Raw genomic sequence first — 25,389 nt, 5'->3', positions numbered from 1 at the left:
TTGTCGAGAGATCACCATGCTGCCGACGCTTTCCGAACGGTTGCGGGAGCAGCAAGCCAGGACCAGGAGCCGGCCCCCATCGCGCCAGCCCTGGCCCCTGCCCAGCGAGCCGCCCACGGCCCTGCTGTTCCAACCCCTGCCGCAGGCGCCAGATCCGGTCGTCGCTGTCTCTCCGGAGCCCGTCGCCCCCACGGCGCCCCAGACCCGGACGGCCCAGGCCGAGGCGTTGCTGCTGGTCGTCTGGGCCGTGCTGGTGGTGATCGATGGAGTGCTGGCGCTCGCCGCCCTGATCGATCGCCTGGCGTCCCGGGAGCGGGGAAGCACCGGGGAGCACCACCAGAAGAGGGTCACCCTGGCGGCGTCATCCTCCGCAGCGGTGTCTGAGTCCTCCCGAGGCCCCGAGCGCCGCAAAGTTGCTGCAGAGATGCCGCTGGTCGCCACCTCAATGTGAAGCAACTTTGTAACGTCTTGATGTAACGGCAGGGAGGCAAATTCCTGTCGCTTGTTGGCTGATTGTCTTCCTCGTCCGGCGCGTACCTCTGGTAGTTTCGTTGTCCAGAGATTGGTGGGGATCGTGAGTCGAACAGCAGCGGCTACGCAGGGGTTTCTGGCCGTCCTTGTTTTCTCCTGCGCCGGTTTCGGCCTCAGCTCCGAGGCCTTTGCGCAGGCGGCTCCGCCTGGGCGAGCTGTGAAGGTTGTCCAGGGGGACACGCTCGAGGCCCTGGCCGCCCGGTACGGGGTGAGCCTGCAGGACTTGATGCGGCTGAACGCGATCACCCGGCCCGAGGAGCTGCAGATCGGCCAGTCACTGAAACTGCCGCCATCGAAGGGCCTTGTGCAGGTGCGCACGGGTGACACGCTGGCTGTCCTGGCGGCCCGCCACCGCACCACCGTGGCGGAGCTTCAGAAGCTGAACCCCGGGATGAAGCCCGACCAGTTGAAGGTCGGCGTCTGGCTGAAGCTGCCTGCGGCGCCCGCTGGGGCCAAGGCCATACCGGCGGCCACCGCCACAGCCACCGCCAAGCCCGCTCCCAAACCCACGGCCACGGCCACGGTTGCACCCAAACCCACGGCCACCCCCAAACCCCCGGGGCCGGGCAGTTCTCCGGCGGTGAAGGCACCGGCGGCACCCACCGCCCCCCCCTCGCCCGTGCCGCCACAGCCGGGGGAGGCGGTGCGCTGGCGCTTCTACGGCAACACCCTCGTTGACTGGGGCGGCTGGAAGCTCCACAGCGGTGGTGTGCGGGTCAGCCTGGTGCAGCCCACCCAGGCGGAGGTCGGGCCGATCCGGGCGCAGGCGACGGCAGTGGCGGTGCATTGCAGCAGCCTGCGCCAGGCCTGGCTGATCAACGGGGCCTGGGGACCCTGGGTGGTTCCCGAGGGCCGTTCGGTGGCGCAACAGATCGTCCTGGATCTTTGCGCCAACGTCAGCGATCCCACCGCCCCGGCCGTTCCGCCCCCTGCCGCCCCTTGAGGGCCTGAGCGCCGGCGGCGCCTGGGGAAGTGATCTTGATCACTTTCGGGGTCTTTGATTGTGGCCATGGGCTAACCTTCAAACACCATGTCTGCAGCCTTTCACGGTGACGTATTGCATCGGTTACTGGCTGGAGAGGGGTTTGGTGATGGTCTCCGACTCCCGCACAAATGCTGGCGTTGACTACATCTCCAGCTATAGCAAGATGCATGTGTTTCAGCCATCGTCGGATCGGCTGTTCGTGCTTCTGGCGGCGGGTAATCTGGCCACCACCCAGGCCGTGATCAGCTGGATCCGCCGGGATCTCGACCGGCCGGCCGAGGCGTTCGTCGCAGGGGTCAGGGATCTGCGCTCCTGCGATTATCTGTTCGAAGCGGCCGCCTACATCGGCCGGGTGAGCGTGGCGGTGCAGCAGGAGAATGCCGCCGCCCTCCAGCAGGCGGGGGCCAGTGGGGGGGCCTCGTTCATCCTGGGCGGCCAGATCGCCGGGGAGGCCCACGGTCTGTATCTGGTGTATCCCCAGGGCAACGCCATCATGGCCACCCGCGAAACGCCCTACCTGCAGATCGGCGAGACGAAATATGGCAAACCCCCCCTCGATAATGTGGGCCACACGAACCTCTCCCTGGAGGACGCCGCCCGGCTCTGCCTGATCTCGGAGGTGCTCACCCAGCGCTCCAATCTCACCGTGGGACCTCCGTTCGAGCTGGCCATCCTTCCCGCGGATGCCCTGGCGATGTCCCACCAGCTGACCTTGGGGGCGGAGGCTCCTGAGCTGGCCGCCATGGTCGAGACCTGGAGCGACGCCCAACGGGAAGCCCTCCATCGCCTGCCCAGCTTTCCCTGGGAGCAGGCGTCGCCCACCTGAGTCCTCTACCGCCATGTGGTCTGTTTCCGAATGGGTGTCCAACGGCCACCTGCCCACCGCCGAGGTGGTGCAGGAGCTGGTGGACGAGGCCCATGGCCGCTTCGCGCCGGTTCTGGATGGCCAGGTGGCCGACTACATCCCCGCCCTGGCGGCGGCGGTTCCCGAGAATTTCGGTCTCTGTGTGTCGAGTTGCGGCGGGGCGTTGTTCGAGGCGGGCGAAGCCCGGGTGGCTTTCAGCATCCAGAGCATCTCCAAGCCATTTCTGTTTGCGTTGATCTGCCAGGCCATCGGTGAGGAGGAGGCGCGCGAGAAGCTCGGCGTCAACAGCACCGGCCTGCCGTTCAACTCCGTCCTGGCGGTGGAGCGCAGCGGCGAGGGCCTCTCCAATCCGATGGTGAACGCCGGGGCGATCGCCGCCACCAGCCTGGCGCCGGGGGCCAGCAGTGAGGAGAAGTGGGCCTTCATTCAGGACGGTTTTTCCCGTTTCGCCGGCCGGCGGCTGGAGGTCGATGGGCGGGTCTTCGATTCGGAGCTGGCCAGCAATCGCCGCAACGCCGGTCTGGCCACCCTGCTGAGCGACCATGACCGCATCTGGTGGGATCCCGACGAGGCCACCGAGCTCTATACCCGCCAGTGTTCCCTCAGTGTCACGGCGGCCGACCTGGCCGTGATGGCCGCCACCCTGGCCAACGGCGGACGCCAGCCCGTCACGGGCGAGCAGGTGATCGAGGCGGTCCATTGTCAGCACGTGCTGGCGGTGATGGTCACCGCCGGGTTGTATGAAACCTCCGGCGACTGGCTGTATGCCACCGGCCTGCCGGGGAAAAGCGGCGTGGCCGGCGGCATGATCACGGTGGCCCCGGGCAAGGGGGGCCTGGCGACGTATTCGCCACCCCTCGATGAGGCAGGCAACAGTGTGCGCGGCCAGCTCACGGCGCGCTTCCTCTCCGAACGGCTGGGTCTGAATCTGTTCGCCTCCCGGCCCGGGGGGAGCGGCTGAAGCATGGCCGCTGCAAGGGAGATGACGGCCTCGTCTGTCTACGATCCAGCCTCAGCAGGGAGCTTTTTGTCGCCATGATCAGCACCACCAATCTCCTGCGCTATCTCCTGCTGGTGGCCTGCATCGGCGTCACGGTGGTGATCTTCAATTACTTTTCAGGCACGATTGCGGTGTTCACGGCCGCCGCCATCGTGGCGGCCCTGCTCAATGTCCCGGTGAAGTGGCTGAGCCGTTATCTGCCACGGGGATGGTCGATTGCTGCCGTTTGCTTCAGCGCTTTGATCCTCCTGGTTGGCTTCATCACTGGCATTGGCCTGCAGGTGCTGAACCAGGGCCAGGGTCTGCTGCTGGATCTGCAAGGCAGCTTGAAACAGCAGGACCTCACGCCCCTGCATCAATACCTCAAAACCTATGGATTCGCCAGAATCACCACGTTGCTGCAGGAGGGTTTGCTGACGGGGCTGGGGTTGTTGCAAACCGTGTTTTCCGGGGTCTTCACGGGTATTTTCGGTGCAGTGATCAGTCTCTACATGCTGATCGATGGGGAGAAGCTGTGGAAAGGATTTCTGGGGCTGATTCCTGAACAGCATCGTGATCGTTTCGCCGTGACCTTTCTGCAGAGCGTTCTGGGATTCATTCGCGGCCAGCTGCTGCTGATGGTGTTTCTGACCGTCTCAACGGCCGTGATCTTTCCGCTGCTGGGTGTGAAGTACAGCTTGATTCTGGCCGTCATTGTTGGGGTCCTTGATGTGATCCCGGGGATCGGCGCCACCCTCGGCATCGTTTTGATCTCGTTGATGGTCTTCACCTCCCAGGGGGCAGACATCGGCTTGCGGGCCTTGATCGCGTCCGTGCTGCTCGGTCAGATTCAGGACAACATCGTCCGGCCCAAGGTGATGGGCCAGGCGATGGAGCTCAATCCGGTGATTCTCTTTTTGGCCCTCTTCATCGGACAGCGGGTTGCTGGCCTGTTGGGGGTGTTCCTGTCGATCCCTCTGGCTGGCATGATCGCGATCTGGGTTCATTCCGAACGCCAGAAAAATGACTTCCTCAGTCTCACTCCAGCGCGTGAGGAATAGACCAGTGATCACAACCAGGCCCCGTCTTGCAAGCGTTTGGCGTCCTCGTCCCAAGGGTGTTGGTGGGCGGAGTCGCAGCCGGCTGTCATGCTGCTCGTTACTGATCTCCTTGGTACTCCCTTGACTGTGAACCGTGCGATCCTTGCCGCCCTCACGGCGCTTACCGCAACAGCAGCCACCGGTGTTCCGGCGGCGCAGGCCAGTTGCCGCTTTCTGATGCCGCTCGGGGGCGGCGGCACCCCGGTGGTGTCCAAGCGGATCGGTCCGGATCGGCTCGTGGGCCGCACGAACTGGAACACTGACTTCATCGTGGATCGCAACTTCCGCAGTTATCGTTTCTTCTTCACATCGGCCTCCACCGAGCGGGCCAGCTTCCCGGTGTCGGGTTTCATGGTGTTCACCGACGGCAGCAACCTGCAGGTGATCAACGAAACACCGACGTTTGAGCCAGGCACGGGGCGGATGTTCGGGCCCTTCCAGGCCGTTCCCGGCAAGCGCACCAGGCTGATGAACTTCCGGGTGGGATCCTCCACCACGCCGGCCGCCATCGGATTCAGCTACCGCATTTCTGTCCAGGGCTGTGAATAAAAGCCATGCAGTTTGAAAGCTTCGCGACCTTCAACATCGCCATCGTGGTGCTGGCGATCGGCCGCTGGCTGAACCGAAAGGTGGGCGTCCTGCGGGAGTTCAACATTCCAGAGCCGGTCACCAGCGGGCTGCTCGTCTGCCTGCTGCTGGCCCTGATCCATGGTTTCACGGGCCTGGAGATCGGTTTCAACCTGCAGGCTCGGGATTTCCTGCTGCTTTACTTCTTTGCAGCCATCGGCCTCAGCGCCGATATCAGCATGCTGCTCTCGGGGGGCTGGACACTGCTGATCCTTGTGGTCACCACGGTGGTGTTCATCGTGCTTCAGAATCTCACCGGGGTCGGCATGGCCACGCTGCTCGGTTTTAACCCACTGGTGGGGCTACTGGGGGGATCGGTGTCGATGCTGGGCGGCCACGGCACGGCGATCGCCTGGGCGCCGACCTTCGCCGATGTCCACGGGATTGGCAACGCCCAGGAAATCGGCATCGCCTGCGCCACCTTTGGTCTGGTGCTGGCCTCGTTGATGGGGGGGCCGATCGCCCGGCTTCTGATCCGCAGCAATAAGTTGAAGCCGGAGGCCACCGCTGACCTTGATGACGGCTCTGGGGGGGGCGGTGCGTCCGCCAGGCCTCGCCCGCGGGAGCCCGTCACCTATTTCAGTCTGCTGCGGACGCTCTTCTGGCTGAATATGAGCCTGGGTTTGGGGGAACTGCTGTTTAAGGCCGTTGACGCCAGCGGCGGCAAGTTGCCGCTGTTCGTCTGTTGTCTGTTTGCGGCGATCCTGCTCACCAACACCGTGCCCCGCCTGCTGCCGATCTGTTTTCTGGCTGCACCCCGATCGTTGGCGATTGTGTCGGACATTTCCCTGGGCATCTTCCTGACGATGTCCCTGATGAGCCTGCAACTGTGGACGATTGCCTCGTTGGCGGGCCCGATTCTCGCCATCCTTGCCGCCCAGTTCACGATCGCTTTTCTGTACGTCTTGTTTGTGGTGTTCCGGGCCATGGGGAGCGATTACGAGGCCGCCGTGATCTGTTCCGGATTCGCGGGCTTTTCCCTCGGGGCCACTCCGACGGCGATGGCCAACATGTCGGCGGTGGCCCAGAAGTACGGTCCCGCCCGCCGGGCCTTCATCGTCGTGCCGCTGGTCTCAGGCTTCTTCGTGGACATCAGCAACGCCGTGGTGATCCAGCGCTTCCTGCACTGGCTCGCCTGACCCCAGGCCGCTCAGAAGCGCAGGGTCGTCCGGATCAGTCCGGCCCACACCCCCAGGCTGGCATCCCCCCCTGAAGCAGCGGGGAACAGCAGGGCCTGGGACAGGTCGGCGCTGCCGCTGAGGGCGCCCCTTGGCCGGCTCAGCCAGAAAAGGGCCGGAGTCACCCAGAGCTCATCGCTCAGCTGGATCCGGTAATAGATCTCGACGGCCAGCCCCCGGTCGTCGAGGCTGCTCTGGCTGGGCGTCTGGATCGCGATCACGTGGGCGGGGGAGCCGACAGCCAGCCCCAGGCTGTTGCCCACCCCCAGGACGTCGCTCCAGACCAGGCCGCTGTACCAGGAGCGGCTGCGCACCCCCGAGAGGCCGGCCACCGCCGGGGAGCCGAAGCCGAACGTGTCCTGGCCCCAGCCGGCGCTGATCGAGGGGAGCCAGCCGGAGCGGCGGGGCTGCCAGTAGCCCGCCAGCGACCAGGAACCCAGGCTGCCGTCGCGGCCGCCGGCCGCCAGTTCGCTGGCCAGGGGAGTGCCCCGCAGTCTCACCTGGGGGCCGCTCAAGCTCCAGGCCCCGGTGATGTTCCACTGGGGCCGGCTCAGGGCTAGCTGCACGGTGCTGGTCTGGGAGGAGGAGCCGGAGAACAGGCCGCTGCCCTGCCCGTTGCCCCCGGCCTGGCCGGCCACGTAGGCGTAGCCCAGGCTCAGCCCCTGCAGCCCGCCTTGGGGCTGCCACCAGAGTCCGAAGCCTCCCCCCAACCGTTTGCTGTAGGTGCCAGGCGAGCCGGCGAACTGGAACAGATCCAGGATCGGGGAGGCGTTGTAGACACTCGGCCAGACGGGGAGCATGTCGAGCTGCATGATCCGGGGCCCGACGCTGAGCCGGATCTCGGGGCTGAGCGGCAGCTGCAGGTAGGCCCGGTTGATGCTGATCAGCCGACCGGAGCATCCCTGCACCCCGGCGCCGCAGGCCGGTTCCTGGAAGGCCACGTCCAGCCGGCTCAGGGGGGTGGGCGGGTTGGAGAAGAAGCCTGAGGGGGCGAAATCGCCGCTGCGCAGGCGGATGCGGAACAGGTCCTGGCCCGTGAAGCTGGTGTCGATCGTCAGGCGCAGCTCGTGGTTGAGGCTGACGCCGTTCAGCAGCGGTGCCCCCGCCGCGGTGTTGCTGGCACGGTCCACCTCGTTGCCGGTGTACCGGAGGCTCCCCATGACGCCGTTGATCTGCAGGTTCACCGTGGTGGTGGGCGCGAACCGGGTGGCCTCGAGCGCCTCGGTGGCGGCCTGGGGGGCCTTCGGAGGCAACTCCTGGGCCAGCAGGGGCCCGCCGGCACCGCAGACCCAGGCCGCCATCAGCCAGGGAAGGGTGGCGCCAGGGGGCCTCATGGTCGCTGGTCGCTCAGGTGATCACGGTGGGCCGCTCCATGCCGGTGCGCAGCCGGATTTCGGCCAGCGCGTCGATGGCGACGATCAGATCCTCCAGGGCCCGCTGGGGGTTCTGATCGAGGTCGCCGCTGGGGGGCACATAGCTCTCCAGGTACACCCGTAGCGTGGCCCCCTTGGTGCCCGTGCCGGAGAGGCGCAGCACCACTCGGCTGCCGTCGTCGAGCAGCACCCGCAGGCCCTGGCCCTTGCTGATCGAGCCATCCACCGGGTCGGTGTAGCCGAAGTCGTCGGCGGCGTGGATCGTGCGGCCGGCGAAGGCCTGGCCCGGCAGGGCGGTGAGCATGCCTGAGACCCGGTCGTAGAGGCCATGGGCCGCCTCGCTGGCCACGGCTTCGTAGTCGTGGCGGGAGTAGTAGTGGCGGCCAAAGCGGCTCCAGTGGCCTGCCATCACCTCGGCCACCGAGCAGCCGCGCACCGCCAGGATCTGCAGCCAGAACAGCACGGCCCAGAGCCCGTCCTTCTCGCGGATGTGGTTGCTGCCGGTGCCGAAGCTCTCCTCGCCGCAGAGGGTGATCCGGCCGGCATCGAGCAGGTTGCCGAAGAACTTCCAGCCCGTGGGCGTCTCGAAGCAGGGGATGCCCAGCTCGGTGGCCACCACGTCGGCGGCGGCACTGGTGGGCATCGAGCGGGCCACGCCGGCCAGGCCATCGGCATAGCCGGGGGCCTGGGTGGCGTTGGCGGTGAGCACGGCCAGGCTGTCGCTGGGATTCACGAAGCAGTTCCGGCCCAGGATCATGTTGCGGTCGCCGTCGCCGTCGCAGGCGGCGCCGAAGTCGTAGGCGCCCCCGACCAGCAGCAGGTCGGCCAGCTCGTGGGCGTAGGTGAGGTTGGGGTCGGGGTGGCCGCCGCCGAAGTCGGCCAGGGGCACGCCGTTGCGCACCGTGCCGGCAGGGGCCCCCAGCAGCCCTTCAAACAGACGGGAGGCGTAGGGGCCGGTGACGGCATGCATGGCATCGAAGGCCACCCGGAAGTCGCCCCGCAGCAGGGCGGCGATGCGGTCGAAGTCGAACAGCTTCTGCATCAACGCCACGTAGTCGTCGACCCCGTCGATCACCTCGACGGCCATGGCGCCGAGGCTGGTGGTCCCGGGGGCGTCCAGGTTCAGGGGCTCGGCGTCGAGGATCCGGTAGCCCTCCAGGCTGAGGGTGGCCCCATGGATGGCATCGGTGACCGATTCCGGTGCCGGCCCGCCGTTGGCGCCGTTGATCTTGACGCCGAAGTCGCCGTCCAGGCCGCCGGGGTTGTGGCTGGCCGACAGGATGATGCCGGCCACGGCGCCGCGGCTGCGGATCAGGTGGGAGGCGGCCGGTGTGGAGAGGATGCCGCCGGTGGTGGTGATCAGGCGGCTGACCCCGTGGGCCGCGGCCATGCGGGCGATGACGCTGATGGCCGGGATGTTGCCGAAGCGGCCGTCACCGCCCACCACCAGGGTTCCCCCCGCGACCCCGGGCACCACCCGCAGGGAGGCCTCGATGAAGCTCTCCAGGTAGTGGGGGGTCTGGAACTGGCGGGTGCTCTTGCGCAGACCGGAGGTGCCGGGCTTCTGGTCGTCGAAGGGTCGCTCCAGCGCCACCTGACGCAGCTCGGTCGTCTTCGCCATGGCCGGCGTCCTGGGGGGTTGGGGGAGCTCCAAGCTACCTCCGGCGACCGTTCCGGCCGCCCCGTTCTTGGTGTCGCTGACAGGGCTGGCTAGCCTGGAGACAATTGCGCTGACCCCATGGCCCCACGGATGCTCCTCACCGGTGTGGGCCTGGCCGTCGCCGCCATGGCCGGGGCGGTTGTGCTGCATCTGGCCCCCACCAGGGCGGCGGTGATGGGCGCACCGAAGGCCCTTCCCTATCCCGAAGCGGTGGACCGCACCCACGCCGCCGCTGAAGCGGTGCTGGCCGGGGCCGGGGCCGAAACCTGCCTGCGGGGCAAGCTCACCAACGCTCTGCTGGGGCTCTCGAGAAGCTGTGAGGCGAAGGGCGAGCGCAACCCCCTGTGCCAGCTGGCCGACAAGGCCGCCGTCGTCACCCCGATGAGCCTGGCCTTCATGCAAGACACGGCAACCCGCCTGCTGGCGTTGATTGACGCCCCGGCGGCCGGAATCCCCCAGGCCACCAAGCCCCAACCCTGACCTCTTCTCGCCCTCCATGGACGTCCAGCACCCTTCGGATGACGGCCCCCTGTCGCCGCAACAGCTCCAGCTGCTCGAGCAGTTCCGCCACCGCGTCGAGGCGAAGATCAGCAACCACGGCCTCACCAGCGCCGACGTGGCCGAGCTGGTGGCAGACCTGCGCGGCCATCCCGAGATGAGCCGCCAGATGATGGCCGAGCTGACTCAGGAGCTGCAGCGGCTGCTGCCCGGCCAGCGCTTCAGTTTTGATTGGGATTGATCAGGTTCAGGCCCCCCTGCCTGGGGGCGGCATTGGCCGCCGGCTTGGCGACGGGTAACTGCAGGCGGCAGACGGCCGTGAGGCTGCGGGCGGCCCGGTCGATCGGTTCGCGACGCTCGAAGCTGTTGCTGGCGGCCACCACCGACCGCTGACGGATGGTCCAGAGCGTGTCCTTGCAGCTGGCCGGCAGGCGCGGGTGGTCGAGCAGGGGGTCGGCGAGGCTGCGGGCCTTGTCGCAGGGTTCGGCCGTGTTCTCGCGACTGCAGGCCAGGGCGATCAGCTGCAGGGAGCGGAATTCGGCGGAGGGCGGAAAGGGGGGCGGCTCCGGTGCGGCCCGCAGCGGTGAGGCCCCGAGCAACGGCAGGCTCGCCAGCAGCGCCAGCTGAGGCAGGGACGCTCTCAGGCGGCGTGGGCCGGGGCGGCTGACGGAAACGGTCCGGTCCATGGCGGGCGGGGAGGTCCCCCAATCATGGCCGCCGCTCACAGGTCCGTGGCGATCGCCTTGACGCCGTTGCGCAGTTCCCGCTGGCTGGCCCGCCAGCGCCGCTCCAGCAGGGGGCCGCTCCAGCGGGCGGTGCGGGCCAGCAGGCTCCGCAGCCGGTGCCGCCGCCGCAACAGATCGGCCCGGCGGGCCTCCTCCTCCTGCAGCTGCTGGATCCGCCGGATCTCCGGCAGCCGCTCGGCGCAAATCGCCGCAGCAGCGGCATCGATGACGGCAGGGCCACCCTCCAGCAGGGCAGGCGCCAGGTGCCGGCCGGCCACCAGGGCATCGCGCAGGGCCATGTTGATGCCTTGGGCCCGCAGCGGACTCATGGGGTGGGCGGCATCGCCGAGCAGCAGCAGGCCCGGCCGTTGCCAGCGTGGGCACAGCCCCACCCGCACCGGCAGCCGCACCGGCCCCTGCACGGACGTCTCGGCCAGGGCCCGCCAGTGCCGGGCCAGGGGCTCGGGGGCGTCCCGGGCCCAGAGCGCCAGCCAGGCCCCGGGGCTGGCCGGGGTGGGAGCGGGGGCGGCCCCACCCGGCTCGATCGCCCAGCCGAGCTGCACGCCGCCGCGGGCGGAGGGGAACAGGGCATAGCTGCCGGCGGCGCCCACCACGGTCACGAAGCGGCCGGCCAGCCAACGCACCAGCGCCTCGGATCCGGGGGCCTCCAGCCGGAACCAGAGCACGTCGAGGGGGCTGGGGGCGCTCTCCAGCGCCAGTTTCGCCTTGCGGCGCAGCAGCGATTCCCTGCCATCGCAGGCCACCACCAGGTCGGCCTCCAGGCTGGCGCCGTCCGCCAGGCACACCCCGGTGATGCGGCCGCCCTGCTCCAGCAGGTCAGTGGCGGCCTGGCCGGCGTGGAACCGGAAGCCCTCCAGCCGGCTCGCCTGGGCCAGCAGCTCCTGCAGCAGCGCCTCCTGGTCGATCAGGGTGCAGGGGACGGGGCTGCCCATGGGCTCGGGCGACTCGAACAGGAGCTGGCCATCGAGGAAGAAGCTCCAGGCCGCCAGAGGCCGCTGGGCCACCGCCGGCGGGAGCGGCTGCAGGCCCATGGCGGCCAGGGCCGCCAGGCCGCTGGGCATCAGCCCTTCGCCCCGGAAAGGACGGCCGCCACGGCCGGTGGCGTCAATCAGCTCGACCGGGAGGCCGCGGCGGGCCAGCAGCAGGGCCAGGCTGGCGCCGGCGGGACCGGCCCCCACCACCACCACCCGGGCGGCGGTGGTCCCGGACGGGCTGCTCAGGTGAAGGAGTTGTAGTTGAGTCCTTCCTCGGGGTTGGCGGTCTCCGCCCCCTGGAGGGAGTTCTTCATCCTGAGCAGGTAGTCGACCAGTTCCTGCTGAACGGTCAGCAGCTCGCTGGTGCAGCCCCGGAAGGCGGCACGGTGGCGGATTTCGTCGTGGCGGGTGTGAAGGTCCCGCAGCATCAGGTTGATGGCATCCAGGCGTGGGGTGACCTGGCGGGAGCTGGCGGTGGCAGTGGCGGCGGGAGTGGACACCGGGTCCATGGATCTTGTACTTAGAGTTACCGAATCGTAGTCGTCGCCGTGGGCGCGGATTCGGCGGGCCGCTGCGTTCCACTGCCGCAGCTGCGGCGTCGCTGCTCCATGCGGCGGGCCAGCCGGCCGCTGACGCCCAGTTCGGCCCCACGCCAGAGGCGGTCGATCTCCGCCTCGAAGTGGCGGGCCAGCACGGGGGAGCGGATCAGCAGCAGGGTTTCATCGTTCTGGAACGCGGCACTGGGGCTCCAGTTGAAGCTGCCGGTGATCACCTGCCGGCCATCGAGCACGGCGAATTTGTGGTGCAGCTTGTCTCCCCCGGCCAGGCGGGGCGTGCCGACTCCCTCCACGGGGGTGCCCCAGGCCCGGTTGCCGGCTTCGATCCTGCAGTCCTGGTCGGGCAGGGTCACGCCGAGCAGGTCGAGGGTTTCGCTGAAGGCCCGGTTGGCGAAATCCGGATCCGCCAGCAGGCGCAGTTTCACGCCACGGCCATGCAGCTCCTGGAGCCGGTCGGCCAGGTTCTGGCCCGAGAAGACGAACAGGGCCAGATCGAGGCGCCGGCGGGTGGTGGCCAGCTTGGTTTCCAGCCAGGCCAGGCCCTGGTTGGGATCACGGCGGCGGTGGGGGGAGAACAGCACCTCCACAGGCGTGCCGGCCACGTCAACCACCTGGGGGCCGCCGCCCTCCTTGGCGATGCCGAAGCGGCTGTCGGGCTGACCGCCGGGGCCATCGCCCCAGAGCCGGGCGAATTCGGCGGCGAACACCCCGGCCAGGGCGAGGCTGTCGAAGCGCAGCAGGTGGTTGACGTTGCCGCGGGTGCTGGGCGCCCCCGCATCGCCGTGGATGCAGGAGGGGCTGAAGTTGGCCGAGCCGGTCACCACCACCCGGCCATCGACCACGAGGAACTTGTGGTGCATGAGGCCGCTGCCGCGGCTGCCGTCGGCGGTGTCGTCGAGCAGGGGCACTCCGGCCCGCTGCAGCACGGCGACGGCGTCCCCCTGGCCGAGGGCAGCCAGCTGCTGCTGGCGCTGGCGCTGGTGGGGCGGCAGATCCACGGGATGCTGCTGGCTCCAAGGGGTGCTGTAGAGGTTCTCCAGCACCACCCGCACCCGCACCCCCCGGCGGTGCCGTTCCGCCAAGGCCTCCGCCACCGCCGGCAGGGAGAGCTCCTGCACCGCCACCAGGATCTCCTGGCGGGCTTCGCGGATGCTCTCGAGCAGCAGGGCCTCCAGGTCATCCCCCTGGCGCCACTGGCCGCTGATCGGGCTGCGGTAGCGGCTGTCGCCGCGGTGGTTGAAGGCCACCCGGATGGCCGCTGGCAGAGGCAGGGCCCGGGGCGATCCCCCGCTCAGGGCCGCCGGCGCGGGGCCGCAGCCGCCGAGCAGCCCGACCATGGCCAGGGCGACCACGGGCCGCAGGGCGGGCCGGAGCCGGGGGAGGGGCGCGAGAGGGTCCACGGGATGGCGGGGCGGCAGGTTCCGCTCCTTCAGCCTTCCCGGCGGTGGACATCGCACGGCTGGCTCGCCGTGGGGCTCGCCGCTTGCTCAGTCGGGCCTCAGTGGTGGCCGGGCATCTCCGAGGTGCGCAGCATGGCGGCGAACCAGAGGGTGCCGATCACCACGGCGGCGATCACCCCCGAGGCAATGCTGACCCGCAGCATCAGGATCGGCACCACCAGTGGGAAAAGGATGCTGCCGGCCATCGGGGTGAGGGCCACGACCAGCTTGAGCAGGTTGCGGTTGGAGTTGGCGGGGGCGTCCATCAGAACCACTCGGCCACGGCCTGGCTGGCCGGGTTGCTGTTGTCTTCCGGCGTGGAGCGGCGGAACTCCATGGTGATGCTGCGCTTCTGCTCACCATCGGCCGCCACGGCCTCGATCGGATAGAGCTGCTGGCCATCCCGGAAGGGCACCTGCACCCGGAAGGTGCCATCGGCCGAGAGGGGCACCTCCTCGCCGCCGATGCTGAGGCGGGCAGCCGGGTCGGTGGCGCCATAGACAATCAGCTCGGCATCGGCCACCAGCCAGAAGGAGCGCTGACGGGAGCCCACCCCCCCCATGCCGGAGGCGCTGCGGCCCGAGGCCCAGGGGCCGGCACCGGAGGCGGAGAATTCGCTGCCGCCTTCCAGACCGGCGGCGGAATCGATCTCGTGGAAGGCCTCGGAGCCGCGGCCCAGGCGGCGCCACTGGCTGGTGGCGCTTTGGTAAAGGCGCTCATGCAGGCCGGAATCGACGGCTTCAGCGGGGGCGGGCAGGCTGGTGCTGCCGGAGGAGGGGAAGGCGTCGAGGGAGAAGGGAACGAACTGATCGAGGATCTGCTCGGAGGGATGCAGCGACGGCACCCGGGCGACCGAGGAATAGGCCAGGGAGATCCAGCCGCCGCCAGCGCCCTTGCGGTAGCCGAGCTCGACCCGGTAGTCGCGGTCGGAGAGGGGGACGGGCAGGTACCACTCGGTGGCATGGCTGTCGACCACCACCTCCTGGAGGGTGTGGGGGTGGGCCGAACCGCCGGCCAGGCCGGTCACGTCGGCGACGCGCAGGCAGAGCTGGGAGGCGCCGGCATGGAGAGCATCGGAGCGGTCGTCCTCGGAGATGTCCCAGAAGACATAGGCCCACTGGGGATCGCGGGGCAGGAAGACGACACGGGTCTCGGCAGCGGGTCGGGGGGCCGGGAGCATGTCCGCCTCGATGCGCTCAAGGCTCCGCCCTTCCCCCTCCTCCACCTGGCGGGTGCTGATGGCCTCCACCAGCTCCTCCTTGGACTTGCGGCTGTACAGAGAAACGCCGAGGTCACTGGCGATCTGCCGCAGCTGGCGCAGCGTCATCATGGCCAGGGAGGTCAGCGTCTTCTGGCTCACAACATCAGAATTCGTTTGGGATCAGTCTGGAGGACGTTCCCGCCTTTGGGCGAAGCCAGCCCTTGGTGGTCAGGATCCACTGACGGCTTGGGGCTCATCGCTCCCCCTCGCCCCAGACGGGGACACAAAAAAGCCCTGCAGCAGTGAAGCTGCAGGGCCACGGTGCGATCAGGAGCCAGTGCAGGTGGGACACCTGTCGGCGAAGGCCGGACTCAGCGGCCGATGCTGCGGTAGGGAACCTTGGCGAGGTAGTCCATGCCGGTGTTGCCGGCGGCGGCGCCGCCGACGCCACGCAGGGCGGGCAGGGTGCGGACCCAGGGCAGGTAGTCCTGCGGGAAGCCGCCACGGCGCTGCTGGGAGCGCTCGGGAAAGCTGCGGGTCTTGCCGGTGTAGACGATCTGGGGGAAGCCCAGGATGCCGCGGTAGTACGACTCGTAACGGGGCGAGGTGAGGTTGAAGGGGGTCTCACCGACTTCGCGGAAGCCCACCACCCGGTTGCGGTGGTAAGGCACGGTGTCGTAACCGAAGGCCTCCAGGTACTCCTGGGAGTCGAGGATGGCGTCCACCGCGCCCTTAACGCCTTTGGTCATGATCACCGCGGACCAGGCGATCTCCTCGGACTTGCCGTGGACCGGGCGGCCCAGCAGCTTCTCGACCAGGTGGCGGGCCACCCGGTAGTTGCTGTTGAGGTTGTAGAAGCTGCGGTTGAAGGTGTCCGACAGGCACAGGGCGCGGATGAACTCCCGCACGTTGATCTGGCCGTCCCGCAGCTGGGACTCAAGGGTGCGGTCGCGGTCGACCTTGAAGGCATGGAAGAAGATCTGGCGGTAGGCCGCTTCGATCACGAAATTCTGATCTTCCCGGTCCATGGCCTTGTCCATGGACACGGCCATGGGGTCCTCGTCGGAACCCACCCGGAACGGCGTCACACGCGAGTTCTGGGAGGTGGGGGCGTACTTGAGGAGTGGAAGAGCCACGCGTGGTCCGGCATCCGTCGTTGGGGATCGTAGAAGTAGGGCCCCGGCGCCCCCGGGCGCAGGCGGGCAGGGCTCACAGTCCGTAACGTTGGCGACACAACACCGGCGCCGCTCCCGTCACCAGCCCAGGGCTGACAGGCAGGCGGTTTCGGGGCTGGGGGAGGGGCTGTTCGGGGCTGGGGATTCGCTTTCCGTGGCGCTGGCCGCCGCCGCCTCGTCGGGAATCCGGGTCTCGACGCAGAAGGAGGCGGTGTTGGAGAGCCCCTCGACGGTGCTGGTGCGCAGGCGCACGTCGGGCCCGGCGAAGCTGAAGCGCTCCAGGCTGTTCATCGTTTCGTAGCTGGTGGTGAGCAGCAGGCCGTCCCGGTCGTCCATGGCGAAGTGGCCCGCCACCGGCGCCGTTTCGGCGTAGCCGCGGTCGCGCAGCAGCAGGCCGCTGCGGCCCCGTTCATCGGTGGGGATCAGGCCGAAGACGCTTTCGCCCTCGTGGGCCTCGCCGGCTTTGTCCCAGGCCATCGAGCCGCTCCAGCGCACCCGGCAGCCGCCCACCAGGCCGGCGGGATCCTGGCCGTGGAGCACGGCGATCGCCTCCAGGCGCGGATCGGCCGCCTCCAGTTCCACCACTTCAATGAAGGAGCCGCCCGCCTCGGCGCGACGGTGCAGCAGGTGGTGGCTGCTGCGCTGGGAGCGCCAGCGGCCGCAGCTGAGCCGGAAGAAGCTGATGGCGTCGGCGATGGATCCGCTCACGGGGGGCCTCAGGCGATGGGGCGCGATCAGGCGATGATCGCAACTCTCCCACCCTCCCGCGGCCCCCTTGTCCGCCGCCCCCGTCGCCGCCGGCCTGGCGGCCGCCTTTTGCTGGGCCTTCTCCAGCCTGCTCTGGCGCCGGCTGCCCACCTCCCTCTCGGCCGCCCGGCTGAACCTGCTCAAGAACCTGCTGGCGGTGGCCCTGCTGCTGCCGCTGGCCCTCGTCCTGCCGTGGCAGATGGCGCCGCGCGCGCTGGTGCTGCTGGCCCTCAGCGGCGTGCTGGGGATCGCCCTGGGGGACACGCTGTTCTTCGCCGCCCTGCGGCGGCTGGGCACCCGGCGGACCCTCACCATTGATGCCGGCGGGCCGGCGGTCACGAGCCTGGCGGGGGTGGCGCTGCTGGGGGAGGTGCCCCGGCCGGCCCAGTGGCTAGGGATCGCGCTGATCACCCTGGCGGTGCTGCTGGTGGTTCACCAGCGCGCCCCCAGGGAGGACCAGCCGGCGGGCGCCGAAGCGGCTGGGGTGGCCCTGGCCCTCGGGGCCCTGGCCTGCGGCAGCGGCGGGGCGCTGCTGGCGCGGGCGGGGCTGCTGGCCGGAGGGCCGGAGCCGCTGCAGGCCGCCACCCTGCGGCTGGCGGCGGCGGCGCTGATGATGCTGCCGTTGCTGGCGGGACTGCCGCGGGCCGTGCAAGGGCCCCGGCCGGCCGGGCGCCGCTGGCCCCTGGCCCTGGCGGCGACCCTGCTGGGCACCAGCGCCGGCATCGCCCTGCAGCAGACCGCCCTGGCTGGCTTGCCGGGGGGCCTCGCCGTGGCCCTGCTGTCGACGGCGCCGGTGATGGCCCTGCCCCTGGCGGCCCTGGAGGGCGACCGGCCCGGCTGGCGGGGGGTGCTGGCCGCCGCCGCCGCCCTGGCCGGGGTCAGCCTGGTGGCGGGACTGGTGGGGTTGCCGGGGGCCTGACGCGCCGGTCAGCCTCGTGGGTGGCCCAGTGGACCAGGTCGGCCAGGTCGAGGGCCAGGGGCTCCCGGCCAGAGGCGGTGGCGATGGCCGCCAGCTGGGTGGCTACGTGGCCCATCTGGTGGAGGAAGGCCTCGGCGAAGCCGGCATCAGCGGCGATCACCGGCTGGGTGGCGGCCCAGGCCGCCACCCAGCCCTCTGGCGGGAGCCCGCCGGCCCGCTGTCCGGCAATGGCCTGCAGGGTGCGCAGGCCATGGGCCAGGAGCCGCAGGTGGTGGCGCTCCAGGGTGGGCAGCAGGGTGGCCTCCAGTTCCTGCAGCTCGTCAGGGCTGAGCACGGCTCAGGGGGCTGGCGTGGGGCCGGCGGCCACGGGAGTTCCGGTGACTGGGTTCCCGGTGACGGGGTTCCCGGTGACGGGGGCGATGCGGAAACCGCAGCTGTGGCCCCCCTCCAGCCGCCAGTGGACGCGCTCCACGGCGCAGTCGGGGAAGGTGTGGCGGATCAGGCGCAGTTCCTGGTCGCAGACCACCGGGTACTGCTCGGCGATGCGCATCACCGAGCAGTGGAATTCGCTGATCACCCAGGCGGGCCCCTCGCCGTCTTCGGCGGCCTCGTCGTCGCGGCGGCATTCGGCCACGTAGCCCTCCTTGCGCCGCAGTTCCACCAGCTGCTCGATCCGCTGGCCGAGGGGGCCGCTGCCGATCAGGCGGCGGTAGTCGGCGGCCTTCTCCTCGGCCTGCTGGCGCAGCACCAGCTCGAGGGTGTCCGCCGGCAGGCTTTCGGTGAGGGTGTGGAGCAGGCCGAGGGCGAAGTTCTCGCTGCCATCGGGGAAGCGGCCCTGGCCCTGGTCGGTGAGTCGCCAGCGGTTGCTGGGGCGGCCGGGGCCTTCATGGGAGGGGCTGGCTTCCACCAGACCGTCGTCCTCGAGGCTGCGCAGGTGCCGGCGCATGGCCTGGACCGACACCCCCAGGGACCCCGCCAGTTGGGAGGCCGTCGCCTCGCCTTCCCGGAGCAGCACGGACAGGGCCGCCTCCCGGGTGGGATGGGCTGCCTCGGCGGGGCCGGCCGCGGGGGAGGAGGACTGGGCGGGGGCGCTCATGACGGGCGTCAGACAAAAACGACGGTCGTCTGACCAAAACACCATGCCACGCACACCGGGGGAATGGGGGCTGGCCCGTGGTGCCCGCCGGGGCGTCACAATGGCCTCCCAACGCCGTCACCGGACCACGCCTGTGCCTTAGGCTCCCGCAGTAACGAAACCAAAGTGTTTCGTTATTCGATCCACCGGTGCGCGCAACCGACGCTCTGCCCATGACCGACGCCTCCACCACCACGACCCCCGCCGCCGGTGCCGAAAGCCTGGAGGTGATCCGTCGCTTCGCGGAAACCTACGCCCAGCGCACCGGCACCTACTTCTGCAGCGATCCGGGAGTCACCGCCGTGGTGCTGGAGGGTCTGGCCCGCCACAAGGACGAACTGGGCGGGGCCCTCTGCCCCTGCCGCCACTACGAAGACAAGGAGGCCGAGGTGGCCCAGGCGTTCTGGAACTGCCCCTGCGTGCCGATGCGTGAGCGCAAGGAATGCCACTGCATGCTCTTCCTCACTGAAGACAACCCCTTCCGCGGCGAGCAGCAGACCATCAGCCTCGAAGACGTCCAGTCCCTCACCGCCGGCTGAACCGGCCCCCTTCCCCATGGCGAGCAGCGCAACCGTCGGCGATCTGGTGAGCCAGCCGTACAAATACGGCTTCGTCACCGACATCGAAACCGAGAAGATCGCCAAGGGGCTCAGCGAAGACGTGGTGCGGCTGATCTCCGCCAAGAAGTGCGAGCCTGCCTTTCTGCTTGATTTCCGCCTGCGCTCGTTCCGCCAGTGGCTGCAGATGGAGGAGCCCGACTGGGCTTCCTTGGGCCATCCGCCGATCGACTACCAGGAGATCATCTATTACGCGGCGCCCAAGCAGCAGGAGAAGAAGGCCAGTCTCGATGAGGTGGACCCGAAGCTGCTGGAAACCTTCGAGAAGCTCGGCATCCCCCTGAGCGAGCAGAAGCGCCTCTCCAATGTGGCCGTGGATGCGGTGTTCGACAGCGTTTCGATTGCCACCACCTACCGGGAGAAGCTGGCCGAGCACGGCGTGATCTTCTGCTCGATCAGCGAGGCGGTGAAGGATCACGCCGACCTGATCGAGAAGTACCTCGGCACGGTGGTGCCCGGCAACGACAACTATTTCGCCGCCCTTAATTCGGCCGTGTTCAGTGACGGCTCCTTCGTGTTCATCCCGAAGGGCGTGGCATGCCCGATGGAGCTCTCCACTTACTTCCGCATCAACTCCGGCGACACCGGCCAGTTCGAGCGCACTTTGATCGTGGCCGAGGAAGGGGCTTCGGTGAGCTACCTGGAGGGCTGCACGGCGCCGATGTTCGACACCAACCAGCTGCATGCGGCGGTGGTGGAACTGGTGGCCCTCGATGACGCCTCGATCAAGTACTCCACCGTCCAGAACTGGTACGCGGGGGATGAGAACGGCAAGGGCGGCATCTACAACTTCGTCACCAAGCGCGGCCAGTGCCGCGGTGATCGCAGCCACATCAGCTGGACCCAGGTGGAAACCGGCTCGGCGATCACCTGGAAGTACCCCAGCTGCGTGCTGCAGGGGGCCGATTCGGTGGGCGAGTTCTACTCGGTGGCCCTCACCAACAACCGCCAGCAGGCCGACACCGGCACCAAGATGATCCACGTGGGTCCCCGCACCCGCTCCACGATCGTGAGCAAGGGGATCAGCGCCGGCCACTCCTCCAACAGCTACCGGGGGCTGGTGCAGCTGGGCCCCAAGGCCGTGGGCGCCCGCAACTACAGCCAGTGCGATTCGATGCTGATCGGCGACCAGGCCGCCGCCAACACCTACCCCTACATCCGCTCCCAGCAGCCGGAGGCCCTTATCGAGCACGAGGCCAGCACCTGCCGCATCTCCGCCGACCAGCTCTTCTATCTGCAGAGCCGGGGGATCGCCTTCGAGGAGGCGGTGTCGATGATGGTGAGCGGCTTTTGCCGCGACGTCTTCAACCAGCTGCCGATGGAGTTCGCCGCCGAGGCCGACAAGCTGCTGGCCCTCAAGCTCGAGGGTTCGGTCGGCTGATCCCGGCCCACGGCCACCCCGGCCCACGGCCACCTCGGCCGGCCCAACGCTTCTTCCCCCGTCCCTTCCCTGCCCTTTTCTCCCCCGCCGTGATCCGCCCCGACGCTCCCGTCCTGCTCGAGATCCGTGATCTCACGGCCCGCGTGGAGGACCAGCCGATCCTCAAGGGGGTGTCCCTCACGATCCGCGCCGGCGAGATCCATGCGGTGATGGGCCGCAACGGCAGCGGCAAGAGCACCCTCTCCAAGGTGCTGGCGGGCCACCCGGCCTACACCGTCACCGGCGGCACCGTCCTTTACAAAGGCGAAGACCTGCTGAGCCTCGAGCCCGAACTGCGGGCCCGGGCCGGCCTGTTCCTCGGCTTCCAGTACCCGGTGGAGATCCCCGGGGTGAGCAACCTGGAGTTCCTGCGGGTGGCCACCAATGCCCGCCGCGCCGGCAAGGGGCAGGAGGAGCTCGACACCTTCGCCTTCGAGGACCTGGTGCGTGAACGGCTGCAGGTGGTGCAGATGGATCCGGCCTTCCTGGAGCGGAGCGTCAACGAGGGCTTCTCCGGTGGCGAGAAGAAGCGCAACGAGATCCTGCAGATGGCCCTGCTCGACCCCCTGGTGGCCGTGCTCGACGAGACCGACTCCGGCCTCGACATCGATGCCCTGCGCATCGTGGCCGGCGGCGTGAACCACCTGGCCGGCCCCGACAACGCCACCCTGCTGATCACCCATTACCAGCGTCTGCTGGATGTGATCACCCCCGATTACGTGCACGTGATGGCGGCGGGCCGGATCCTGCGCACCGGAGGCAAGGAGCTGGCCCTGGAGCTGGAGGAGCGCGGCTACGACTGGGTCGACGCCGAACTGGCGGCCACCGAGCGCACGCCGGCGGAGGTGGGCTGAGATGGTGGCCGCTTCGCTCTCCACCCCCGCGGCTGCTGCGGGCGCAGGCCCCGGCAGCTGGCTCGCCGCCCTGCTGGCGAACGCCACCGGTGTCGCCTCCGCTGGCGCCGATGCCCTGGCCCCCAGCCGCGCTCGTGCGGCCCAGATCCTGGCGCAGACCCCCCTGCCCTCGCGCCGTGTGGAGGCCTGGCGCTTCACCGACCTGGTGCCCCTCACCGCCCTAAGCCCAACCCTGCTCAGCCCCGCCCCGGCGGAGCAGCCCCAGACGGCCGCCGGCAGCCTGCGGCTGAGCCTGGATGGCCACAGCGATGCCCTGGCCGGGATCAACCTGCCGGTGGGCCTGGAGCCCATCAGCGGCGACGAACTGAACGCGACCCTGGGCAAGGTGCTGGCCGCCACCGGCAGCGCCGAGCTCTGGCCGGTGCTGCTCAACGGCGCCACGGCGCAACAGGTGTTGGCCCTGCGGGTGCGCGGCACGGTTGCCACCACCCTGGAGCTGGTGAGTGACGCCGGCGCCGGCGAGGGGATCCTGCCCCTGCGGCTGCTGCTGGTGCTGGAACCGGGCGCTTCTTTGGAAGTGCTGCAGGTGCACCGCAGCAGCGGCGCCAACCTCACCAGCGTGGTGCTGGAGGCCCGCCTGGGCGAGGGCGCCGAGCTGCGCCACGGCCTGCTGGCGCCTGGCGCCGAAACCGGCTGCCTGCTGGCCACCGTGGCGGTGGAGCAGGCCACGGGCAGCCGCTACAGCGGCGTGAGTGCCCACGGCGGCTGGGCCCTGGGGCGGCTGGAGCCGCGGCTGTTGCAGCGCGAGGGGGCGGCCCACAGCGCCCTCAAGGCCCTGCAGCTCGCGGATGGCCGCCAAATCAGTGACACCCACAGCCAGATGGTGTTCGCCGGCCCGGACGGGCGGCTGGAGCAGTTGCACAAGGCGGTGGCCGACGGCCAGGGCCGCAGCGTGTTCAACGGGGCGGTGCAGGTGCCCCGTGCAGCCCAGCGCACCGATGCGGCCCAGCTGAGCCGCAACCTGCTGCTGTCGGACCGGGCCCGCATCGACACCAAGCCCGAGCTGGAGATCGTCGCCGACGACGTGCGTTGCGCCCATGGCGCCACCGTGAGCCGGCTGGAGCAGGACGAACTCTTCTACCTGCAGAGCCGCGGCATTGCCGCCGACCAGGCGGCCCGGCTGCTGTTGCGCGGCTTCTGCGAGGAGGTGCTGCAGGAACTCCCTGAGGCCGCCCGGCCGTGGCAGGCTCTGGCCAGCTTGCTGGGGGAGCAGGGACGATGACACCAACCTCCACCAACTCCCCGATGGTCGCGGCGCCGCCCCTGGCGGGCTCCCAGGTGGTGGCCGACCTGGCGGTGCAGACGCGCCCCGATTTCCCCCTGCTGGCCCAGACGGCCTGCCTGGGGCAGCCGCTGATCTACCTGGATTACGCCGCCACCAGCCAGAAGCCGCACCAGGTGCTGGAGGCGCTGCAGCAGTACTACAGCCTCGATAACGCCAATGTGCACCGCGGCGCCCACCAGCTGAGCGCGCGCGCCACCGACCATTTCGAGGCGGCCCGGGGCAAGGTGGCCAGCTTCATCGGTGCCGCCAGCGCCCGGGAGATCGTGTTCACCCGCAACGCCAGCGAGGCGATCAACCTCGTGGCCCGCACCTGGGGTGACGCCAACCTGCGGGAGGGCGATGAGGTGCTGCTGTCGGTGATGGAGCACCACAGCAACCTGGTGCCCTGGCAGCTGCTGGCGGCCCGGACGGGGTGCGTGCTGCGCCATGCGGGCGTCACCGAGAGCGGCGAGCTGGATCTGGAGGATCTGAAGGCCAAGATCAGCGATCGCACCAGGCTGGTGAGCCTGGTGCATGTGAGCAACACCCTGGGCTGTCTCAATCCGATCGAGGCGGTGGCCGAATTGGCCCACGGGGCCGGCGCCCTGCTGCTGGTGGATGCCTGCCAGAGCCTGCCCCACAAGCCGGTGGACGTGGCCGCCCTGGGGGCCGACTTCCTGGTGGGTTCGTCCCACAAGCTGTGCGGCCCGACGGGCATGGGCTTCCTCTGGGCCCACGAGGCGCTGCTGGAGGCGATGCCGCCGTTCCTGGGGGGCGGCGAGATGATCCACGACGTGTACCTGGACCACAGCACCTGGGCCGACCTGCCCCACAAGTTCGAAGCCGGCACCCCGGCGATCGGTGAGGCGATCGGCATGGGCGCGGCCCTCGATTACCTGCAGAACCTGGGCATGGAGCGCATCCACGCCTGGGAGCAGCAGCTCACCCGGCGCCTGTTCGAGCGGCTGCAGGCCATCGACGGGGTGCGGATCCTGGGGCCCACTCCGGACCAACAGCCCGATCGGGCCGCCTTAGCCGCGTTCAGTGTGGACGGCCTGCACGCCAACGACATCGCCGCCCTGCTGGATTCGGCGGGAGTGTGCATCCGCAGCGGCCACCACTGCACCCAGCCCCTGCACCGCCACTACGGCCTGTCCAGTTCCGCCCGCGCCAGCCTGGGTTTCACCACCACCCCCGAAGAGATTGACCGCTTTGCTGAGGAGCTGGAGGGAACGATCGGCTTTTTGAGGGAGCACAGCTGAGGGGGGGTGGCCAACGGAGGTTGCCGGACTGTTGAAGATCACGTTGGCAGGTTTTGATCTGCGGTCTTGATGGGCATTGGCCTGACTCTTCGTTGAGCGTCAGCCAGGGATTTGGAATCGGATCTGTATCGGGTAGAACATCTGGATATCGGACCCGTGAACCACGGCTATCGTTGGTCGACCCGAAGCAGATAACTCCTGCACTGCAATGGTTTTGGCGGAACTCAGTTCGATGCTTCGGCGTGGTTCACGGATGGATGGGGCTGCCATTGGGTGGTTGCCGGAAACCATCTAATTGGGGACTCCTGAAAAAGCTTCCAGCGAGTCGCTTTGATTCCAGCCAAGAAACAGGGGTGCAGGAAGCTCACTTGTTGGCTATGCAGTGACGGGCAATCCTTCTGTTTCAATCCGCAAAATAGTTCTGAGCGCCATCCAGAGGGAGCCTGGCCTCTGAAAGGCATAAATCCAGACAAAAATAGTGATAAAAAAGAGGCGGAGGAGCCTCCGGATCTTCTCTGCGCACATCACCACAAAGGCCATGGAGATCGAGTTCTCTGCACCTGTGCTCAACCGAGCCATAATCAAATCTAGTGAATACTTCCTCTTCCCTGATCCAAAGCATCCTTCCACTTCGTTTCGTCTCCGCTAGTCTGCGCTGAGCTGCTGCTTTTGAGTAGCACTAATCTCTGGATTATTAGGCGGCCTTCCCAGTCGCTTACCAGAAAGCCGTATATCGTTCCGAGTGCAGAAGTTTCGGTTCTTGGTGTTGATGTAGATGCGATCTGCGCAGATTCGCTCGGGGAAGCAGCCATACTCTTGCTTGTATTTCTTAGCTTGTGGAATCAGGTCTTCGGATTCGTTGTATGGATCCCAGCTGATCCTGTGCAGGAAGGCAAAGCCGTTTCGCACAGATACACTAATTTTGGCGCCAAACTCAACAGCAGCTCTCGCCTTGCCTCGAACAATGGGCCGTACGTGTCGCTGAACCAAGTTCACAATGCGATTGGGCATGCTGCGCGTCTTGGAGTAAAGCAGGATGCTTTGCTGGCGGTGCAGCTCGCTGATCACCAGCAGTTTCTGCCACCAATGGGTCTTTGTATGTGTTCAGGGGTCGGGACGTCCCCCGCGGGACTGCATTTCTGACAGCTCATCGCTGAGCGATCAAGAAGCAGTGCTCTGTGCTGCTGATTCAGGGATCGGGCAGCAGTGTCGGCATCACCCCA

29 protein-coding genes are annotated in these 25,389 nt (G+C 68.5%); 15 read left to right on the top strand and 14 right to left on the bottom strand.

Annotated features, from left to right (window positions below; genetic code table 11):
* Positions 1–16: 16 nt before the first annotated feature.
* The 7 genes from KBZ12_RS13660 to gltS all read left to right on the top strand — a co-directional run bounded on the left by KBZ12_RS13660 (position 17) and on the right by gltS (position 6,226).
* On the top strand, positions 17–451 hold the full coding sequence (locus tag KBZ12_RS13660; protein ID WP_254958532.1) for a hypothetical protein: 435 nt from the start codon (positions 17–19) through the stop codon (positions 449–451).
* A 237-nt stretch (positions 452–688) separates the two neighbouring features.
* Complete coding sequence (locus KBZ12_RS13655) at positions 689–1,474, top strand: LysM peptidoglycan-binding domain-containing protein (protein WP_254958531.1); 786 nt, start codon at positions 689–691, stop codon at positions 1,472–1,474.
* 148 nt (positions 1,475–1,622) lie between these two features.
* On the top strand, positions 1,623–2,342 hold the full coding sequence (locus tag KBZ12_RS13650) for a 20S proteasome subunit A/B (RefSeq protein ID WP_254958530.1): 720 nt from the start codon (positions 1,623–1,625) through the stop codon (positions 2,340–2,342).
* Between the two features lie 13 nt (positions 2,343–2,355).
* Positions 2,356–3,342: a glutaminase A gene (gene glsA, locus KBZ12_RS13645; protein ID WP_254958529.1), complete on the top strand. Its 987-nt coding sequence runs from the start codon at positions 2,356–2,358 to the stop codon at positions 3,340–3,342.
* Between the two features lie 74 nt (positions 3,343–3,416).
* Positions 3,417–4,421 (top strand): AI-2E family transporter, encoded by a 1,005-nt coding sequence (locus tag KBZ12_RS13640; RefSeq protein WP_254958528.1) that lies wholly within the window; start codon positions 3,417–3,419, stop codon positions 4,419–4,421.
* A 36-nt stretch (positions 4,422–4,457) separates the two neighbouring features.
* A complete protein-coding gene (locus KBZ12_RS13635) occupies positions 4,458–5,009 on the top strand; it encodes a hypothetical protein (RefSeq protein ID WP_254958527.1) in 552 nt (183 codons plus the stop codon).
* A 5-nt stretch (positions 5,010–5,014) separates the two neighbouring features.
* On the top strand, positions 5,015–6,226 hold the full coding sequence (gene gltS / locus KBZ12_RS13630; RefSeq protein WP_254958526.1) for a sodium/glutamate symporter: 1,212 nt from the start codon (positions 5,015–5,017) through the stop codon (positions 6,224–6,226).
* An 11-nt stretch (positions 6,227–6,237) separates the two neighbouring features.
* Here gltS and KBZ12_RS13625 read toward each other — a convergent pair whose 3' ends face one another.
* Positions 6,238–7,599: a carbohydrate porin gene (locus KBZ12_RS13625; protein ID WP_254958525.1), complete on the bottom strand. Its 1,362-nt coding sequence runs from the start codon at positions 7,597–7,599 to the stop codon at positions 6,238–6,240.
* Between the two features lie 13 nt (positions 7,600–7,612).
* On the bottom strand, positions 7,613–9,259 hold the full coding sequence (locus tag KBZ12_RS13620; protein WP_254958524.1) for an alpha-D-glucose phosphate-specific phosphoglucomutase: 1,647 nt from the start codon (positions 9,257–9,259) through the stop codon (positions 7,613–7,615).
* A gap of 117 nt (positions 9,260–9,376) precedes the next feature.
* Between KBZ12_RS13620 and KBZ12_RS13615 the strand changes: the two genes are divergently transcribed.
* Positions 9,377–9,778: a hypothetical protein gene (locus KBZ12_RS13615; protein ID WP_254958523.1), complete on the top strand. Its 402-nt coding sequence runs from the start codon at positions 9,377–9,379 to the stop codon at positions 9,776–9,778.
* Between the two features lie 16 nt (positions 9,779–9,794).
* Positions 9,795–10,037 (top strand): hypothetical protein, encoded by a 243-nt coding sequence (locus KBZ12_RS13610; protein WP_254958522.1) that lies wholly within the window; start codon positions 9,795–9,797, stop codon positions 10,035–10,037.
* Here the strand turns inward: KBZ12_RS13610 and KBZ12_RS13605 are convergent.
* From KBZ12_RS13605 to KBZ12_RS13570, 8 genes are all read right to left on the bottom strand, one after another.
* A complete protein-coding gene (locus KBZ12_RS13605) occupies positions 10,018–10,482 on the bottom strand; it encodes a hypothetical protein (RefSeq protein ID WP_254958521.1) in 465 nt (154 codons plus the stop codon). The genes KBZ12_RS13610 and KBZ12_RS13605 overlap by 20 nt on opposite strands.
* Positions 10,483–10,517: 35 nt before the next feature.
* Entirely contained in the window at positions 10,518–11,720 is a 1,203-nt protein-coding gene (locus KBZ12_RS13600; protein ID WP_254958520.1) for an FAD-dependent monooxygenase, read from the bottom strand.
* 38 nt (positions 11,721–11,758) lie between these two features.
* Complete coding sequence (locus tag KBZ12_RS13595) at positions 11,759–12,016, bottom strand: hypothetical protein (protein WP_396101240.1); 258 nt, start codon at positions 12,014–12,016, stop codon at positions 11,759–11,761.
* A gap of 26 nt (positions 12,017–12,042) precedes the next feature.
* A complete protein-coding gene (locus KBZ12_RS13590) occupies positions 12,043–13,410 on the bottom strand; it encodes a phospholipase D-like domain-containing protein (protein ID WP_254958564.1) in 1,368 nt (455 codons plus the stop codon).
* Between the two features lie 161 nt (positions 13,411–13,571).
* The gene (locus KBZ12_RS13585; RefSeq protein WP_254958518.1) at positions 13,572–13,778 is read right to left on the bottom strand and encodes a hypothetical protein; all 207 of its coding nucleotides are present in this window, start codon (positions 13,776–13,778) and stop codon (positions 13,572–13,574) included.
* Positions 13,778–14,839, bottom strand: coding sequence for a DUF4912 domain-containing protein (locus tag KBZ12_RS13580; protein ID WP_254958563.1), 1,062 nt, complete (start codon positions 14,837–14,839; stop codon positions 13,778–13,780). Before KBZ12_RS13580 ends, KBZ12_RS13585 begins: the two co-directional genes overlap by 1 nt.
* 245 nt (positions 14,840–15,084) lie before the next feature.
* Positions 15,085–15,849 carry a phycobilisome rod-core linker polypeptide gene (locus KBZ12_RS13575; RefSeq protein ID WP_254958517.1) on the bottom strand — a complete coding sequence of 255 codons (765 nt, stop codon included), beginning with the start codon at positions 15,847–15,849 and terminating at the stop codon, positions 15,085–15,087.
* Between the two features lie 117 nt (positions 15,850–15,966).
* A complete protein-coding gene (locus KBZ12_RS13570) occupies positions 15,967–16,596 on the bottom strand; it encodes a phycobiliprotein lyase (RefSeq protein WP_254958516.1) in 630 nt (209 codons plus the stop codon).
* 67 nt (positions 16,597–16,663) lie between these two features.
* Here KBZ12_RS13570 and KBZ12_RS13565 point away from each other — a divergent pair, with 67 nt between their 5' ends.
* Positions 16,664–17,554, top strand: a complete 891-nt coding sequence (locus KBZ12_RS13565) for a DMT family transporter (RefSeq protein ID WP_254958515.1) — start codon at positions 16,664–16,666, stop codon at positions 17,552–17,554.
* Here the strand turns inward: KBZ12_RS13565 and KBZ12_RS13560 are convergent.
* Both KBZ12_RS13560 and sufR read right to left on the bottom strand, forming a co-directional pair.
* Positions 17,514–17,888, bottom strand: coding sequence for a hypothetical protein (locus KBZ12_RS13560; protein WP_254958514.1), 375 nt, complete (start codon positions 17,886–17,888; stop codon positions 17,514–17,516). The two genes, KBZ12_RS13565 and KBZ12_RS13560, sit on opposite strands and share 41 nt — an antisense overlap.
* Positions 17,889–17,891: 3 nt before the next feature.
* Positions 17,892–18,650: an iron-sulfur cluster biosynthesis transcriptional regulator SufR gene (gene sufR / locus KBZ12_RS13555; RefSeq protein ID WP_254958513.1), complete on the bottom strand. Its 759-nt coding sequence runs from the start codon at positions 18,648–18,650 to the stop codon at positions 17,892–17,894.
* Positions 18,651–18,862: 212 nt separating this feature from the next.
* On the opposite strand from sufR, the gene KBZ12_RS13550 reads away from it, so the two are divergent.
* From KBZ12_RS13550 to KBZ12_RS13530, 5 genes are all read left to right on the top strand, one after another.
* Complete coding sequence (locus KBZ12_RS13550) at positions 18,863–19,228, top strand: ferredoxin-thioredoxin reductase catalytic domain-containing protein (protein WP_015109146.1); 366 nt, start codon at positions 18,863–18,865, stop codon at positions 19,226–19,228.
* Between the two features lie 16 nt (positions 19,229–19,244).
* Positions 19,245–20,687, top strand: coding sequence for a Fe-S cluster assembly protein SufB (gene sufB, locus KBZ12_RS13545; protein ID WP_254958512.1), 1,443 nt, complete (start codon positions 19,245–19,247; stop codon positions 20,685–20,687).
* Between the two features lie 89 nt (positions 20,688–20,776).
* Positions 20,777–21,580 carry a Fe-S cluster assembly ATPase SufC gene (gene sufC, locus KBZ12_RS13540; RefSeq protein ID WP_254958511.1) on the top strand — a complete coding sequence of 268 codons (804 nt, stop codon included), beginning with the start codon at positions 20,777–20,779 and terminating at the stop codon, positions 21,578–21,580.
* A gap of 1 nt (position 21,581) precedes the next feature.
* Positions 21,582–22,862 (top strand): Fe-S cluster assembly protein SufD, encoded by a 1,281-nt coding sequence (sufD, locus tag KBZ12_RS13535; protein WP_254958509.1) that lies wholly within the window; start codon positions 21,582–21,584, stop codon positions 22,860–22,862.
* 23 nt (positions 22,863–22,885) lie between these two features.
* Entirely contained in the window at positions 22,886–24,166 is a 1,281-nt protein-coding gene (locus KBZ12_RS13530) for a SufS family cysteine desulfurase (protein ID WP_254958562.1), read from the top strand.
* Positions 24,167–24,541: 375 nt separating this feature from the next.
* Here the strand turns inward: KBZ12_RS13530 and KBZ12_RS18715 are convergent, their stop codons facing one another.
* Positions 24,542–24,796 (bottom strand): hypothetical protein, encoded by a 255-nt coding sequence (locus KBZ12_RS18715; protein WP_396101236.1) that lies wholly within the window; start codon positions 24,794–24,796, stop codon positions 24,542–24,544.
* A 15-nt stretch (positions 24,797–24,811) separates the two neighbouring features.
* Entirely contained in the window at positions 24,812–25,234 is a 423-nt protein-coding gene (locus KBZ12_RS13525; protein WP_254958508.1) for a hypothetical protein, read from the bottom strand.
* Positions 25,235–25,389: the final 155 nt, after the last annotated feature.

This window comes from Cyanobium sp. Cruz CV13-4-11 (genome assembly GCF_024346055.1).
Classification (GTDB): Bacteria; Cyanobacteriota; Cyanobacteriia; order PCC-6307; family Cyanobiaceae; genus Cyanobium.
Note: the sequence above shows the minus strand (reverse complement) of the source record. Positions and strands in the feature narration are given on the sequence as shown.

Excerpts from the sequence above, each read along its gene's own strand:
- KBZ12_RS13660 (WP_254958532.1), top strand. The coding sequence starts at position 17 with ATGCTGCCGACGCTTTCCGAACGGTTGCGGGAGCAGCAAGCCAGGACC.
- KBZ12_RS13650 (WP_254958530.1), top strand. The coding sequence starts at position 1,623 with ATGGTCTCCGACTCCCGCACAAATGCTGGCGTTGACTACATCTCCAGC.
- glsA (WP_254958529.1), top strand. The coding sequence starts at position 2,356 with ATGTGGTCTGTTTCCGAATGGGTGTCCAACGGCCACCTGCCCACCGCC.
- KBZ12_RS13640 (WP_254958528.1), top strand. The coding sequence starts at position 3,417 with ATGATCAGCACCACCAATCTCCTGCGCTATCTCCTGCTGGTGGCCTGC.
- gltS (WP_254958526.1), top strand. The coding sequence starts at position 5,015 with ATGCAGTTTGAAAGCTTCGCGACCTTCAACATCGCCATCGTGGTGCTG.
- KBZ12_RS13625 (WP_254958525.1), bottom strand. The coding sequence starts at position 7,599 with ATGAGGCCCCCTGGCGCCACCCTTCCCTGGCTGATGGCGGCCTGGGTC.
- KBZ12_RS13620 (WP_254958524.1), bottom strand. The coding sequence starts at position 9,259 with ATGGCGAAGACGACCGAGCTGCGTCAGGTGGCGCTGGAGCGACCCTTC.
- KBZ12_RS13615 (WP_254958523.1), top strand. The coding sequence starts at position 9,377 with ATGGCCCCACGGATGCTCCTCACCGGTGTGGGCCTGGCCGTCGCCGCC.
- KBZ12_RS13610 (WP_254958522.1), top strand. The coding sequence starts at position 9,795 with ATGGACGTCCAGCACCCTTCGGATGACGGCCCCCTGTCGCCGCAACAG.
- KBZ12_RS13605 (WP_254958521.1), bottom strand. The coding sequence starts at position 10,482 with ATGGACCGGACCGTTTCCGTCAGCCGCCCCGGCCCACGCCGCCTGAGA.
- KBZ12_RS13590 (WP_254958564.1), bottom strand. The coding sequence starts at position 13,410 with ATGGTCGGGCTGCTCGGCGGCTGCGGCCCCGCGCCGGCGGCCCTGAGC.
- KBZ12_RS13585 (WP_254958518.1), bottom strand. The coding sequence starts at position 13,778 with ATGGACGCCCCCGCCAACTCCAACCGCAACCTGCTCAAGCTGGTCGTG.
- KBZ12_RS13580 (WP_254958563.1), bottom strand. The coding sequence starts at position 14,839 with ATGACGCTGCGCCAGCTGCGGCAGATCGCCAGTGACCTCGGCGTTTCT.
- sufR (WP_254958513.1), bottom strand. The coding sequence starts at position 18,650 with ATGAGCGCCCCCGCCCAGTCCTCCTCCCCCGCGGCCGGCCCCGCCGAG.
- KBZ12_RS13550 (WP_015109146.1), top strand. The coding sequence starts at position 18,863 with ATGACCGACGCCTCCACCACCACGACCCCCGCCGCCGGTGCCGAAAGC.
- sufB (WP_254958512.1), top strand. The coding sequence starts at position 19,245 with ATGGCGAGCAGCGCAACCGTCGGCGATCTGGTGAGCCAGCCGTACAAA.
- sufD (WP_254958509.1), top strand. The coding sequence starts at position 21,582 with ATGGTGGCCGCTTCGCTCTCCACCCCCGCGGCTGCTGCGGGCGCAGGC.
- KBZ12_RS13530 (WP_254958562.1), top strand. The coding sequence starts at position 22,886 with ATGGTCGCGGCGCCGCCCCTGGCGGGCTCCCAGGTGGTGGCCGACCTG.